The organism is Wolbachia endosymbiont of Drosophila innubila (assembly GCF_021378375.1).
GTDB classification, from domain to species: Bacteria; Pseudomonadota; Alphaproteobacteria; order Rickettsiales; family Anaplasmataceae; genus Wolbachia; species Wolbachia pipientis.
In genome coordinates this window covers 122,424-136,912 of the sequence record NZ_CP076228.1, presented here as the reverse complement: position 1 = coordinate 136,912, position 14,489 = coordinate 122,424, and the positions used below count along the sequence as shown (strand labels likewise).

The 14,489-nt window shown below is 34.9% G+C and carries 12 protein-coding genes, 1 tRNA gene and 2 pseudogenes; 4 read left to right on the top strand and 11 right to left on the bottom strand.

The features are described from left to right. Positions 1 to 170: 170 nt before the first annotated feature. Positions 171 to 1,595, bottom strand: a complete 1,425-nt coding sequence (gatB, locus tag J4T77_RS00725; RefSeq protein ID WP_190321138.1) for an Asp-tRNA(Asn)/Glu-tRNA(Gln) amidotransferase subunit GatB — start codon at positions 1,593 to 1,595, stop codon at positions 171 to 173. Positions 1,596 to 2,291: 696 nt separating this feature from the next. On the opposite strand from gatB, the gene J4T77_RS00720 reads away from it, so the two are divergent. Both J4T77_RS00720 and ruvX read left to right on the top strand, forming a co-directional pair. Next, positions 2,292 to 2,477, top strand: a complete 186-nt coding sequence (locus tag J4T77_RS00720; RefSeq protein WP_138264918.1) for a hypothetical protein — start codon at positions 2,292 to 2,294, stop codon at positions 2,475 to 2,477. A gap of 303 nt (positions 2,478 to 2,780) precedes the next feature. Beyond that, the gene (gene ruvX / locus J4T77_RS00715) at positions 2,781 to 3,248 is read left to right on the top strand and encodes a Holliday junction resolvase RuvX (protein ID WP_010082183.1); all 468 of its coding nucleotides are present in this window, start codon (positions 2,781 to 2,783) and stop codon (positions 3,246 to 3,248) included. Positions 3,249 to 3,292: 44 nt separating this feature from the next. Here the strand turns inward: ruvX and ruvC are convergent, their stop codons facing one another. The 4 genes from ruvC to J4T77_RS00695 are packed head-to-tail and all read right to left on the bottom strand — an operon-like array spanning position 3,293 to position 5,948. Then, complete coding sequence (gene ruvC, locus J4T77_RS00710) at positions 3,293 to 3,781, bottom strand: crossover junction endodeoxyribonuclease RuvC (protein ID WP_038199503.1); 489 nt, start codon at positions 3,779 to 3,781, stop codon at positions 3,293 to 3,295. Next, positions 3,782 to 4,609: a cytochrome c oxidase subunit 3 gene (locus tag J4T77_RS00705; RefSeq protein ID WP_190321137.1), complete on the bottom strand. Its 828-nt coding sequence runs from the start codon at positions 4,607 to 4,609 to the stop codon at positions 3,782 to 3,784. Between the two features lie 47 nt (positions 4,610 to 4,656). Next, positions 4,657 to 5,316 carry a TenA family protein gene (locus tag J4T77_RS00700; RefSeq protein ID WP_010962391.1) on the bottom strand — a complete coding sequence of 220 codons (660 nt, stop codon included), beginning with the start codon at positions 5,314 to 5,316 and terminating at the stop codon, positions 4,657 to 4,659. 44 nt (positions 5,317 to 5,360) lie between these two features. Continuing rightward, positions 5,361 to 5,948 carry a TenA family protein gene (locus tag J4T77_RS00695; protein ID WP_223823049.1) on the bottom strand — a complete coding sequence of 196 codons (588 nt, stop codon included), beginning with the start codon at positions 5,946 to 5,948 and terminating at the stop codon, positions 5,361 to 5,363. Positions 5,949 to 6,063: 115 nt separating this feature from the next. Here J4T77_RS00695 and J4T77_RS00690 point away from each other — a divergent pair. Continuing rightward, a pseudogene (locus tag J4T77_RS00690) lies at positions 6,064 to 6,892 on the top strand (IS5 family transposase). A 193-nt stretch (positions 6,893 to 7,085) separates the two neighbouring features. Here J4T77_RS00690 and metK read toward each other — a convergent pair. The 6 genes from metK to pheS all read right to left on the bottom strand — a co-directional run bounded on the left by metK (position 7,086) and on the right by pheS (position 12,479). After that, positions 7,086 to 8,258, bottom strand: a complete 1,173-nt coding sequence (gene metK, locus J4T77_RS00685) for a methionine adenosyltransferase (protein WP_190321136.1) — start codon at positions 8,256 to 8,258, stop codon at positions 7,086 to 7,088. Positions 8,259 to 8,315: 57 nt separating this feature from the next. Next, positions 8,316 to 8,392: transfer RNA gene (locus J4T77_RS00680), tRNA-Ile, on the bottom strand. A gap of 9 nt (positions 8,393 to 8,401) precedes the next feature. Beyond that, positions 8,402 to 8,671 carry a 50S ribosomal protein L27 gene (gene rpmA / locus J4T77_RS00675; RefSeq protein WP_010082252.1) on the bottom strand — a complete coding sequence of 90 codons (270 nt, stop codon included), beginning with the start codon at positions 8,669 to 8,671 and terminating at the stop codon, positions 8,402 to 8,404. A 10-nt stretch (positions 8,672 to 8,681) separates the two neighbouring features. Beyond that, positions 8,682 to 8,984 carry a 50S ribosomal protein L21 gene (rplU, locus tag J4T77_RS00670; RefSeq protein WP_010082251.1) on the bottom strand — a complete coding sequence of 101 codons (303 nt, stop codon included), beginning with the start codon at positions 8,982 to 8,984 and terminating at the stop codon, positions 8,682 to 8,684. A 1,158-nt stretch (positions 8,985 to 10,142) separates the two neighbouring features. Continuing rightward, positions 10,143 to 11,381, bottom strand: a complete 1,239-nt coding sequence (gene glmU / locus J4T77_RS00665; protein ID WP_223823048.1) for a bifunctional UDP-N-acetylglucosamine diphosphorylase/glucosamine-1-phosphate N-acetyltransferase GlmU — start codon at positions 11,379 to 11,381, stop codon at positions 10,143 to 10,145. Positions 11,382 to 11,435: 54 nt separating this feature from the next. Next, positions 11,436 to 12,479, bottom strand: a complete 1,044-nt coding sequence (pheS, locus tag J4T77_RS00660; RefSeq protein WP_190321134.1) for a phenylalanine--tRNA ligase subunit alpha — start codon at positions 12,477 to 12,479, stop codon at positions 11,436 to 11,438. A gap of 146 nt (positions 12,480 to 12,625) precedes the next feature. Between pheS and J4T77_RS00655 the strand changes: the two are divergent. Beyond that, positions 12,626 to 14,354: pseudogene (locus tag J4T77_RS00655) on the top strand (hypothetical protein). The last annotated feature ends 135 nt before the right edge of the window (positions 14,355 to 14,489 follow it).

The following is a 14,489-nucleotide window of genomic DNA, read 5'->3' as shown; positions in this document are numbered from 1 at the left end:
GAACATTTTGCCCCCTAAACAGGATGATCTTCAAGCATCCTCAACCTCACATAATTTTAAAAATAGTACCAACAAATGGTAAAAAAGTTATATGTCATGATATACAGATATCGTAGCGTAAATCTGAGAATATCTACGAGATGTGCTGTTATGTAAATAAAAAAATGTGACTAATTACTTAATCTTTCACTCAAAATTGAATTCACGACATCAGGGCTGGCTTTTCCCTTGGTAAGTTTCATAACTTCGCCGACAAAGAATCCGTATAACTTTGTTTTACCGCTTTTGTATTCTTGAACTTTATCTTGGTTGTTATTGATGATTTTGTCGATAACTTCTGATATTTGACCTCTATCGGTTATTTGTTTTAGGCCTTGCTCTTCTATAATTAAAGATGCAGGTTTGCCAGTTTCAAACATACTATCGAATACCTGCTTGCCAAGTTTAGCAGAGATTGTTCCATCAACGATAAAATCTAAGAGTTCGGACAAAGCATTTGCTTTGATTGGGGAGCTCACAATATCAATACCTGCTTTATTCAAACGACCAAAAAGCTCTACGGTTAACCAGGTAACGGCGAGCTTTGAATCATGTTTTTTTATCAATTCCTCAAAATAATCAGCAATTGCTTTATCGGAGGTAATGACGTTTGCATCGTATTCATTGATACCCAATTCCTCAATGTATCGCAGCTTTTTTTGATCTGGCAACTCGGGCAAAGATGATTGAATTAAATCAATTTTATCCTGGCTTACCTCAACAGGTAATAAATCAGGCTCAGGGAAGTATCTATAATCGCTTGCATCCTCTTTGCTTCTCATCACTTTTGTTTTTCCCGAAGCAACGTCAAACAATAAGGTATCTTGACTTATTTCTTCTCCACTTTCTAAAATTTCAATTTGTCTTTGTATTTCATAGTCTATAGCTTGCACAATATAACGTATCGAGTTCAGATTTTTTATTTCACAACGAGTGCCAAATGTACTACTGCCTTTTAGGCGGACAGAAACATTTGCATCACAACGAAGTGATCCCTTTTCCATATCACCATCACACGAACCAATGTAACGCAAAATCTGCCTCAATTTTTTCATGCATTCTGCAGCTTCCGCAGATGAACGGAGATCTGGTTCTGAAATAATTTCCATTAAAGCAACCCCTGCACGATTTAAATCTACATAAGTTTTGCTTTCCTCATGAACGCTCTTTCCTGCATCTTGCTCTAAATGAATTCTCGCAATTCTTATTTCCTTTTCATTGTCGTTGATAAATACTCTACCATTTTTAACTATTGGCTCAAAAAACTGGGTTATCTGGTAACCTTGCGGTAAATCAGGATAAAAATAATTTTTCCGATCAAAGTAAGAATACTTATTAATTTCTGCAGAAAGTGCAAGACCAGTGCGTATTGCTTGCTCTATGCAGTAATAATTTAGTATTGGCAGCGTACCTGGCATTGCCGCATCAACTAGAGAAACTTGAGTGTTATGCTCAGCACCAAATTCCGTTGATGAGCTAGAAAATAGCTTCGTATTAGAAGAAACTTGAGCATGCACCTCAAGCCCAATTACCGCTTCCCAATCCTCTTTCGTCATGTATTTTATTTAAATGATAATCTTAATATTCTGCAAAATTAGCACAAAAAGTCAAAACAAAACTCATGTTAGCTAAGTGGTATGCAGATTGTTTTACCCATAGAAACGGGTTAAATGCAAAAGATTACTTGACAAGCTTCGCCAGCTCTCTTATCATAAAATTGAAGCTATTTATTTATCTTCTCTGTACAGATTAAATGACAAAAAAACTCACGTATCTGGCGTCTCATGTTTAATTTTTTGCACTATGTGCACCTTATGTCTTTATCAAACTTCTACCTACATAAGCTGAAACGCGCTTATAAAGCGTTTAAAACATAAAAAAAACGCCAACTTAAAAAATGGATAGTGAATAACTAGCTACCCTAGGGTTTCTTTTGCCTTTTTTTCTGTTTAGTAAATTTCTTAACGTTTATAATTTAGATTAGTTGCGGTTTAAAAGCAACTGAATCGCGGTTATTAAGTGTTTAGAATAAAAAAACGCCATACTTGAAAGTATAATGTAAGTAATTAGCCAACCACGGGGCTTCTTTTGCCTTTTTTTTCGTTTGGTAAATTTTCTTAATGTTTGTAGCTAAACGATAACCGTCATCCCGCTACTTGTTAGCGGCCGAGATACCGCGAATGAATTGCGGTATGACGTAGGATTGCTGTCATTCCAGTGCCAAGCACTGGGATCCAGCCTTTATTATTTGGTTGAAATTAAGTCTTCTGGATCCCAGTGTCAGCTACTTGGATGACACCATTCTTTTTCCTGGATTCCAGTGTCTGGGCACTGGAATGACATCCTCCCTTGTGGAGATTGCTCTCAAATCACAATGTTCGTACAGCTATGCAAACACAAAGGTGTCATTTCAGCGCGTGACGCTGGAATCCAGTTGAGCTATTTCAACAAAAATACTGCATTTTGAGATGAACGTCTATTCTCACCAGACTTATTTACAAGTATAACAATTAAAGTCTGGATTCCAGTGTCAAGCACTGGAATGACATCATAGGGGCACTGCCCTTTTGGATGGAAACCAGTGTCAGCTACTTAGATGATACCTTTTTTCTACTTAGTTTGGGTTATGCAAGAAGTCTATTGCATTCCTGAGCAATTTGATTCATTATTCTTTTTGTAAAAAATTTTCTTAACTTTCTCTCCACTTTTTTGGTAAGGTCACTTTAAAGGAAGTCTAATAGATGCTACATAGAAATCCAGATGAATTTCTAAAGTCTATTCCAAAAGATAAGCGCATAATGTGCCTTGACATGGGAGAAAAGCAAATAGGCATAGCATTTAGCGATAAAACACAGCTCATAGCCACAGCTCATAGCATATATCACAGAAAAAATATGAGCAAAGATTTAGGTTATCTGCATAGAATATTCAAAGAAAATGAATCTGGATCAATGGTAATAGGACTACCATTAAAAATGGACGAGCAAGAAACTAAATGGTGTAAAACTATAATCCAATTCGCAAATAAAATAATAAAAAAATATAAAGTAAATATATACTTACAAGACGAAAGCTTCTCAACATCTATCGCAACTCATACACTAAAAATTACTGGAATATCAATCACAAAATCGAAAAAAATAGATGATAAAATCTCCGCATGTATTATTTTGCAACGAACGTTAGACAAGATAAATACAATCAAATAGTTTTTCCAGATCTGGAAATCTTCAAACTGAATCCCATATAAAAGTTACTCAACAAAACAAGAACCTTTCGTATAAGCATGACAAATTGCTACAGCAAGAGCGTCAGCAGCATGGTGGCATTTTATACTCAAATTTTTAACTATTTGCTTCACCATAAATATAATCTGATCCTTATCAGCATGGCCATTTCCGGTAATGCTTTTTTTTACATAGTTTGCATCATATTCATTCATAGTTAGCTTTGTTATTTTTAACGCTAAAATTACAACCCCTCTTGCATATCCTAAAGTTAGTGAAGATTTAGGATTTTTATTAACAAAAATTTTCTCCACCGCAGCTTCATTCGGAGAGTATAGGGAAATTACTTTCTTTAATTGTTCAAAAATTATATGTAGGCGTTCACCTGTACCCAATTTACCATCAGTTGATATGGTACCGCCGCCCAAAAATTCAATATTATTTTTTTCGTTCAGGCTGATAATGGCCCACCCAGTCTTGCTTATTCCTGGATCTAGACCTATTATTTTAACCACTTAATAAACGCTTAACCAATAGATAAACAAAAATAAAAATATCCAGACTACATCTACAAAGTGCCAATACCAGGAGGCAAACTCAAAGCACAAATGGTCCTGAAGTGTAAATTGGCCTTTCCGTGCTCTAAATAAACACACTGATAAAAATATTATTCCTATTATAACGTGTGCGCAGTGAAAACCGGTAATCATATAAAAATTGGATGTATAAATAAGCTTTTCTCCTGTTTCTTGTAGAGAAAAACTCGCTTCATGATACTCTATTGCTTGCACTATTATAAAAAAAACTCCAAGCAATATAGTTATGGACAGCATTTTAATCATGCTCTTTTTATCATTTTTAAGTAAAGAGTGATTTGCCCAAGTAATTGTTGTACCAGAAAGCAATAATATTAATGTATTCATGAATGGTAGTGACCACGGATCAGGTGGCAAAATTCCCTCAGGGGGCCATTCAACTTTTTTTGCAGGAGAAAACGCCTCAAATAAAAAAACTGGATCAAGCCAGGCTTTAAAGAATGAACAAAAGAACACTATAAAAAATACGACCTCCGAGAGAATAAACAAGTACATTGCAAATTTGAGTCCATGTTTTACAATGGCAGTGTGACATTTGTCATAAATGGCCTCCCTTATTACATCTCTCCACCAATAAAACAGCACCCCTGATACTGCGGAGATTCCCAAAACTAAACAAAACATTCCGACAATTTGTTTATGAAGCGCGCCAACTAATCCAAGTGCAAGAATAAGAATTGCTGCTGATACAGCAATTGGCCAAGGGCTTGGATCCACTAAATGAAAATCATGTTCTTTACTTTTCATAGCATTTTAAAAAATACTTATTAAGGATACAAATTAGCTTAAAATTGTCAATGTTCCTTAGGAAATTGATTGAATCTTGAAAAATTATATGCACCGTTCAAAAAATCTAACACAAATTGTGCAGTTATTCTAAACAACTCAAGCATTCTGCTCTTTTCGTTTTCTCTTGCTCTGCTGCAATATCCATCAACAATATTTTCCAAAATAATGCATCCAGACTTTACTGAATCACTGTAACAAAAATTAAACCAATCCCTATATCTATTATTTTTCTTGAATCTATTTTTCATGCTATCAACGACAGTCTCGTATATAAACATGCAAGAATACAAAACCGTCATAGCCTCATAGGTATTACTATGCGAGATGGATAAAAGAAAATTAGTGAAATTAAAACACTCAAGAGATTTCTTTTCGCGACTTATACCGTACATAGTAAAGTAGTAGTCATATAGCATTCTATTAACAGTCACTACTCTTTGGGCTACTTCAGCAAGCGAGATAATACTACTATAATCTTCCATTTTGGATGCAGTAATTAAGGTGGTACGAATATAATCACCTAAGAACAACGTCTTTTGTTGAGCATAGAATTTGAAGTTCTCTATATTTAGGGTGTTATTCGCTAACTCAACATTAAAAGGATGCTCAATTATATCCTTTAAAAGATTTGACCCGTAACAGCTCCTAATTATGCCACTGAACACTGTAGTTACCGATAAAAGATCAAGTTAACGTAAATAATCCGCTGCTAATATTCTTTGCTAGATATATTAGAGTAATATGCCTCATCCCAAAACATTATTTCTAATTCCAGCCCTTTCTTAAAAAACTCATACATCCTCTTTTTTTCACAGTCACTAGCTTTTTTATATAGCTTATTTGTAATATCAGTAACCTCATCAATTACAGCATTTACTGTTTCGCTACTATAAATGTTGATCCACTCTTTGTATTTGTTATTTTTAACCCCTTTAGTTGTTATCTCATTTACCATATGGCGTATAACGATTTGGTATATGTTAAAGCAAGAATAAGATGCTACTAAAGCTTCATTAACAGAATTGTGATATGCGGCACTCATGAAAAAGTCAGTAAAGGCAGAACAAGCTCTTGACTTTTTGTGATCATCAGATAGATCACAATCTTCAAAATATTTTTTATACTGTTCTCGAACATAAAATGCTCCTTGTGCCAAATTGATTAAACTACTCATCATTTCAATATCATCAACTCTAGCTGCAACAATTAAAAAAGCACGAGCGCAATCTATACAATACAGAAAATCCTGCTGAAGGTAGAATTTGAATTTTTCATAATCTAATGTATTATTTATCAATTCAACATTAAAAGGGTGTTCTTTTATTTTATCAATAAGATCAGAAAACTCTTTTAGAGGTTGTCCGGAAACAAGTAAAAGGCTATAATATCTGAAATTTTAGTACGGGGTAAAGATGAGAAAAAAGTATCCAACAGATCTAAGCGAAAGGGAATGGGCAAGAATAGAAAAACACTTCAGAGTATCATACAAGAAAGGAGGAAGGCTGCCAAAGTATAGCAAAAAGAAATATTAGAAGCAATTTTCTATGTATTGCGTACAGGGTGTCAATGGCGGTATTTACCAAATGATTTTCCGCTATGGAAGACTGTGTATGAGCAGTTCAGGCAATGGAAGAAGCAGGGAATTTTTGAGAAAATGAATTATGAAATTACAAAATATAGTAGAAGAAAAATAGGAAAGAATGAGCAGCCGAGTGCCTGTATAGTAGATAGTCAATCTGTAAAGACTACAGAAAAGGGGGATCAAAGGCTATGATGGAAGTAAAAAGTAAAGGGTAGAAAAAGGCATATAATTACAGACACTCAGGGTTTTATACTAGGTTGTTACGTAGGCGCTGCTAACGAAAATGATAGAGATGGTATTAAAATAGCATTAAACAATATGAGAACAAAATATACTAAAGTTAAAAAATGTGGGCTGACATGGGATACCAAGGAAGAAATTTAAAGAATCACATAAAGGAAGAATATGACATAGATATTGAAATTGTTAAAAGGCCTCCATGTAGATTTTGGGTGCACAAAGATACGCCACCTGAGCTACTACCAACAAGAGAACAAGGGTTTAAAGTACAGCCAAGAAGATGGGTTGTAGAAAGGACTTTTGCTTGGGTTAATAGGAATAGAAGGCTATCGAAGGAGTATGATTTACTCACAACATCCACTGAGAATTTCATATACCTAGCTATGAGTAGGGTTATGTTAAAGAGGGAATATGCTTGAATTTACTTGTTTCCGGACAACCTCTTACAATTACGTTGTACAGTTCTCCTTCTATTTCGTTATACACTTTATAAGCCTCACAATAAAAATTGAATATAAAAATTATTACTAATATGGTATAATTATTATGAAAAAGCGTGCTATGCTTTAACAATAAGCTAGTATATAAATATGGGGCTGTAAATCAAAAATTTTAGCAATCTAAAGAAATTTTACTATTACCTTCTATATTGAATTCTCTACGAAGATCAGCAGACAAGTTTATGCTTTCCCAAGAAAATCCACCGTCACTTTCTGACTCTTTACCAAAATGTCCATAACAGGCTGTACGTTTATATATAGGATGATTAAGCGATAAATGCTTGATTATGCCTTTTGTTGATAAATCTATATTATTCTCGATAAACTTTTTAATTACTCTTTCCTCTACCTTATTCGCACCAAATGTATCAATATAGAATGAAGTAGGTTTTGATACACCAATTGCATAAGAAAGCTGCACAAGACAACGTTCAGCCAAACCTGCAAAGACAATATTTTTAGCAAGATATCTTGCCATATAAGCCGCAGATCTATCAACTTTGGTTGCATCTTTTCCGGAAAACGCTCCTCCACCGTGTGGAATATAACCTCCATAAGTATCAACCATAATTTTTCGTCCGGTTAATCCACAATCACTAACCGGTCCACCAATAACAAATCTACCAGTTGGATTGACTAAGAGATTTTCCTCAGGACACATCCATCCTTCAGGTAAAGATGAAACTATGTAAGGGTAAATTATTTCTTTTACTTTTGATTGATCCAAATCCTCAGGGTGCTGTATTGAGACAATAATACTTTCAGCACGTACCGGGAGGTTATTCTCATATGCCAAAGTGATTTGTGACTTTGCATCTGGACCAAGTTTTGCTTCTTTAACTGCGCTCATGATATTTTTCAGAATCGAGTGTGCATAAAAAATGGGTGCCGGCATAAGGTTTTCTGTCTCTGTTGTTGCATAGCCATACATTATGCCCTGATCTCCAGCACCTTGATCCAACCCTATTGCAATGTCATTTGATTGCTCATGCAGCAATATATTTACTTTCACTTTTCTCCAGTGGAACCCATCGTGCTTGTAACCAATATCTTTTATTGTATTCCGTACAATACTTTCAATCCTGCTATTTTTGATGTTAGGCCTAAACACTTCCCCAGCTATAATAACGTTATCTTTGGTGACTAAAGTCTCTATTGCAGCTCGCGCAAAAGGATCAGTAAAAAGGTACTCATCAAGTATTGCATCTGAAATTTGATCTGCTACTTTATCTGGATGACCAGCCGCCACTGATTCACTGGTTACTAAATTTTTATATAAATTCATGTTTTTGCTTATACAATATCAAAACCGCTATAGAAAACACAGTTAGTAACTACTAAATGGTGGGTCTGGGAAGAGTTGAACCTCCGACCTCACGCTTATCAGGCGTGCGCTCTAACCACCTGAGCTACAGACCCCTGATTTATTCAAGCTGAAGCTTTCATATTATCTGTAGGCAAGATATCAATAAAAGTCTTTTTATTTGCTGATCTTCTAAAGCTGACCCAGCCTTCTATTTTAGCAAAAATCGTATGATCTTTACCTATACCAACATTCTTTCCAGGATGGAATTTTGTGCCTCTTTGGCGCACAATTATGTTACCAGGAATAACCTTCCCATTCTTCTTTATTCCTAACCTACGACCCGCTGAATCTCTACCATTACAGGAACTACCACCTGATTTTTTAGTTGCCATATCTTACCTCTTACTTTTGAAGACTAATTTCATTTATACGAAGAACAGTTATATACTGCCTATGACCAGTTTTCCTACGGTAATTTTTTCTTCTTTTCTTCTTAAAGATTATAATTTTTTCCCCCCTGCACTGCTCCAACACTTCAGCTTTAACAGTAGCATTAGATGAATAAGATAAGCCACTATTTGAAATACAAATCACCTTATTGATTTCCACCTCTTTTTTTTCTTCAGCTTCTAACTTCTCTACCTTTATTATACTACCTTCTTTTACTAAATATTGCTTTCCACCAGTCTCAATTACTGCAAACATGATAAATATAAATTATTGTTATTAACTTTAATCATAAACGATGTCATATACGCTGTCAATATAAATAAAAAGCATGACTTAACGTTCTTTTTGAGCTACTAAAATACTTCTATCTGTTTTCATCTTTTATCTACCTTTTCTCAGACAGTAGACTTCTTGCATAACCTAAGCAGAAAAAAGGCAAATAGTTATTATAGCTCTAAGTTTACCGACACCGTCATGCAAGTAGCCCCTTCTCCTGTCATCCGAGTAGCTTGACACTGGTTCCTTTATGACGATGTCATCCAAGTGTCAGCTACTCGGATGACAAAAAAAGGAGCACTAGGATGACAAAAAAAGGAGCACTAGGATGACAAAAAAAGGAGCACTAGGATGACAAAAAAAGGAGCACTAGGATGACAAAAAAAGGAGCACTAGGATGACAAAAAAAGGAGCACTAGGATGACAAAAAAAGGAGCACTAGGATGACATCATCCTTTTTTGGGATTCCAGTGTCACGCACTGGGATGACAGCAGTCCTACGTCATACCGCCGCGAACCGTCATACCGCGATTCATTCGCGGTATCTCAGCAATAGATCCCGCTAACAAGCAGCGGGATGACGATTGTCGTTTAGCCATAAACATTAAGGAATTTACCAAATGAAAAAAAAGGCAAAAGAAACCCTAGTCATTGTCTATTTTCAGTATTGACGTTTTTTAAGTCTTAAACACTGCAATTTAGCTGCTTTTAATTGCAACTAACCTACGCTGCAAATGTTTAAGAAATTTACTAAGCAGAAAAAAAGACAAAGGACCCCCGAGTTAGCTAGTCTTTTACTATCTTTGTCGAGTATTGGCATTTTTTGATGTCTTGTAACGCTTTATAAGCGCGTTCAGCTTATTTAGATAAAAATCTAGATGTAGATGAAGTTTTGTAAAGACATATAGTATCTATATACTGCAAAAAATTGAACATAAGACGCCGATACATTAAGTAATCCTTACCTTTTAATCTCCAGATTGGCGAAAGCAAATACAATAGCTTCACTGTTATGATAAGGGGGCTGGCGGAGTTTGTCAAGAAAGTTTTTTTGTTTCTATTCCCAATAAAAGTTTGTTATATGGTTATGCAAGAAGTCTAATATTAAAAATGACACAACAACATAATTAAATTAGACTACTTTATTCTCTTAGTTACTTGCTTTTCTCTTGCTATTGCAAGGCTTTTTTCTGGTACATCCTCAACTATAACACTACCTGCTGCAATTACAGATTCATCATGAATATTAAGCGGCGCAATTAGTGAGCTATTGGCGCCAACAAAGCAATTGCTCCCTATATTCGTTTCATGTTTATTTTTCCCATCATAATTACAAACAATAGTGCCTGCTCCTATATTACTCTCCTGCCCTACTTTAGCATTTCCTATATAACTTAAGTGTTTTATTCTAGTGTTTTGACCAACTTCACTTGTTTTCACTTCCACAAAATTTCCTATTTTTGCCTTATTACCAATTGTTGTGTTTCCGCGTATTCTGGTAAATGGACCGACCTCAGCATTACTTTTAATTAAGCAGTTTTCTAAATGCGAAAATGGCAGTATTTTCGCACCAGACTCTATTTTCACTCCAGTACCGAAAAAAACATATGGGTAAATAACTGAATCTCTGGCAATTTGCGTATCAAGAGAAAAGAAAACAGTCTCTGGTGCAACAAGCGTTACTCCGGAGTCGGTAAAAATTTTTCTTTTATTTTCTTGAAAGTAAAACTCAGCTTTTATAAGGTCATTTCTGTTATTTATTCCCGTTGCTTCTTCTCCACCGGTAATAACGTAACCGACATTTAAATTACTCTTCACTGCAATGGAAACTATATCGGTCAAGTAATATTCATGAGTTGAGCTATTGCACTCTATTTTCTCCACCAATTCACGTAAATTCTTTGCACATGCAACCATTATTCCAGCATTTGCAAGAAATTCTTCATGATTATTTTTATCACTCTTTGCTTCTACGATTTCTCTTAAGGAACCATTCTCAATAATTAACCTACCGTATTCTTTATTGCTTGTCCTAAAACCTAGGCAAACTAGAGCCTTGCCTTCTAAATAACTAATCATTTTAGTTATTGTGCTGCTTTTTATGAGCGGAGTATCCCCATACTGCACAACAACTATGCCTGAATCTGGCAATTCTCTTAGGTTTCTCATCGCAGTTTTGACCGCATCTCCCGTGCCAAGTGTTAATTCTTGTGTAATTAACTGTATATCCTTAAAACACTTTAGTCTTTCAATTAAAGGCTGATCAACTACAACAGCAATATTTTCAGAATTTAACTGTTTTGCATTGTAAATGACATGCTGGAGCATGGAAAAACTGCCTATTTTGTGTAGGACCTTAGGCAAATCTGAATTCATCCGCCTGCCATGCCCTGAAGCAAGTATAACGAACGTATGAGTTTTACTTATCACTTATCTTAAAGATGAAAAATGAAAACCGTAATGATCAAGCCAGCTGATTTTGTTGTCATAAAAGCTCCTCAAGTCGCTAATTTGATATTTTAGCATTGCAAGCCTTTCTATACCAATGCCAAACGCAAAACCGTTGTATTTAGTATGGTCTATTCCAACATTTTGAAATACATTTGGATGCGTCATACCGCATCCCAGTACTTCTATCCATTTACTACCTTTATAACTTATGTCCACTTCCGCAGAAGGCTCGGTAAAAGGGAAAAAACTATTACGAAAACGTATCTTCAGCCCTTTATCGCCAAAGAACTTATTAAGGAAGTGATGAATAGTAAATTTTAACTGGCCCATATTGACATTCTCATCGACATATAACCCCTCTATTTGATGGAACATAGGGGTGTGAGTTGCATCAAAGTCGTTTCTGTATACTCTACCTGCGGCTACTATTTTAATTGGGAATTTTTTTGTTTTTTCCATGGTTCTAATCTGTACAGATGAGGTGTGAGTGCGCAGTACCATTCTTTTATCATCTATTTTATTCTTTAAGTAGAAGGTATCTTGCTCCTCTCGTGCAGGATGATGACTTGGAGTATTCAGTGCATCAAATACATGAAATTTATCTTCAATGTCAGGACCATCAACTGCCTTAAAACCCATATGTGCAAAAATAAGCTTTACTTCATTTAGAACCTTACTGAGTGGATGGACCTTGCCAATTTTTTCTGGCCTCGCAGACAACGTGATATCAACTGCCTCGTTCTGCAATTTAAAGTTAACTTCTTCGGCTTTTAGTATATTCTCCTTATTCATTATAAGCTGATCTAGCTTATTACGTAAAACGTTGATAACTTCGCCTAAATTGCGCTTTTTTCCTGCGTCTTCTATCTCTTTTAAGCTGTCAAAATAAGCTTTAATTACACCCTTTTTTCCCAAATATGATAGCCTAACTTTTTCTAAATCTTGTAAAGAAGAAGCATTCTCAATTTCGGAAACTGCTTTATCTTCAAGTGAAAGTATGTCATCTAATAACTCTTTATTCATCTTAAAAACGCTGGCTTAAACTTTCATTATAGTGAAATTTTAAATATCATCAACAATCCGAAAAATTGCCCTATTCTGATTATTAATTTATTGACTGATTAATCTTTTTTATTTACCTTTGCGTTGATGAATTTGCTGTATCAACTATGCACAACAGTAATACTGAAACTAAGAATAAGTATAAAATAGAGGATTTACCTAAGCTCTTTAAGGAAAAATCCAGAAACATAAGTAAAGCATTTTCTAGCGAAACAATTAAGATCAGTACTATTCGCTCGAGAAGTATTGAAAGTAATATACAAGAATTTTCATTTGAGCTAACAGCAACAGATAAAGACACCTTTAATATAAGATTATTTCGAATAAACTCTTTAATTAATTTTTTCAAAATCTGCCTTTCCCGGGAAAAAAATTTTACAGCCAACATAAAAGTGCCCAAAGAAAGCAGTGAACTATATAATAACTACTGTAAAACTAACAGTTATAAAACTGTAGAAGAATTCGTAAATAGTGCTCCGCCTCAAATCCTTCTGCAGGGCACAACGATAACGCTACAAACAGACGTTGAAAACATTAACCTGGACAACTTGTACCAAATCGAGTTATTTCTAAATGAAAAGCTACAACATGCAGAAAAAACTGAAAATGAAGACAAAAAAGAACAGAGTGAAACTAACCAAAAAAATGCACAAAATAAACAAATCGTACCAGTTACAGGCTCATTTGGCTTCGATGTAACAAATAATGGAAAACAAGTTACACGTGTTTCGATAGTAGTTGCTGCAATGCATGAAAACGTTTTCTGGTTTAGATCTTTTTTCTGTCTACCCAATTTTTTTAATACGTCACAATTCTTTTCCCAACAATTGCCAAAATTTTCTATACAGAGCAACAATATACCATTTGGTGTTATTCCAGCGTTTGACCAGGAAAAAAGAAACATGGATCCAAGTAGTCAAGCTACTCAGATGACAGGGGGTAGTATAGAAAATCCAATACCTCAAGAAGCAGAACAGAATGTAGGTCAAACTACTTCGCACACAGAGTATTTTAAGGCTAACAGAAAAAAGAAGTCAAAAAAGCAGACCAAAGAACTATCAGAAAAAGAAAAACCATTAGCCATAAAACAAGCACAAAATGATGCTAGAGTAGCTATGATAGATAACCAAATTGAGCACAGGGGAAAAAACTCGATAAAATATTTATTGAAGTGATGAGTGGATACAAAAATCAAGATCCAGAAACATTTTGCAATATTTTCAGCTCAGTATTCAATATTGTTTACTTTCAAGATAAACAATTACATGCAATATTAGAGCCAGGCGAGATATCAGAAGTATTACAGATACTCGAAAGGCCACAACCTCTTAGTAACTCACTTTTAGGTAAAGAATATTTACAAAAACAAGTATATAGAAAAAAGAGCAATTGCTTAAATTAGTTTCAGGTGTTTATATACAACAACCTTCTCCACAACATGAAAATACTCCTCATAAATCTACAAACCCTTTACCAATTAAAGATCTTTCACCAGCAACAAATGAAGCTAAAACTCTACCACCTACTAACATTACACTCAAATCATCATTAAAAACTGTATTTTCCTCAAAAAAGGCTTATTTTTGTCTATTTATAATAGTAGCATCTGCATCAACACTTTGCTTATGGCATTTTCCGTTAGGAAAAGTGTCAATGTTAAAAGGATTAGTGCCACCAGAAAAAAGAGAAAGTATTGGGCTAGCATTGAACATAGGGTTACCAATATTAACTGCATTATGTGTTCTGAGTTTGGCTTATTTCATATATTCTGAATATTCTATAGAATCTATTGAACAAGTAAGTGAAAATGATCCCCTTTCTCGCGCCTATAGCTAGTGCAGGCTCAGTTTTCCTACGTCATACCGTCACGGTATCTCTAGATCCCGCTAACACGTAGCGGGATGACGAATTTGTCGTTTTTTAAATTGTCGGTAAACCAGAATTACTTTAACTATAACAAAATAGAAATAA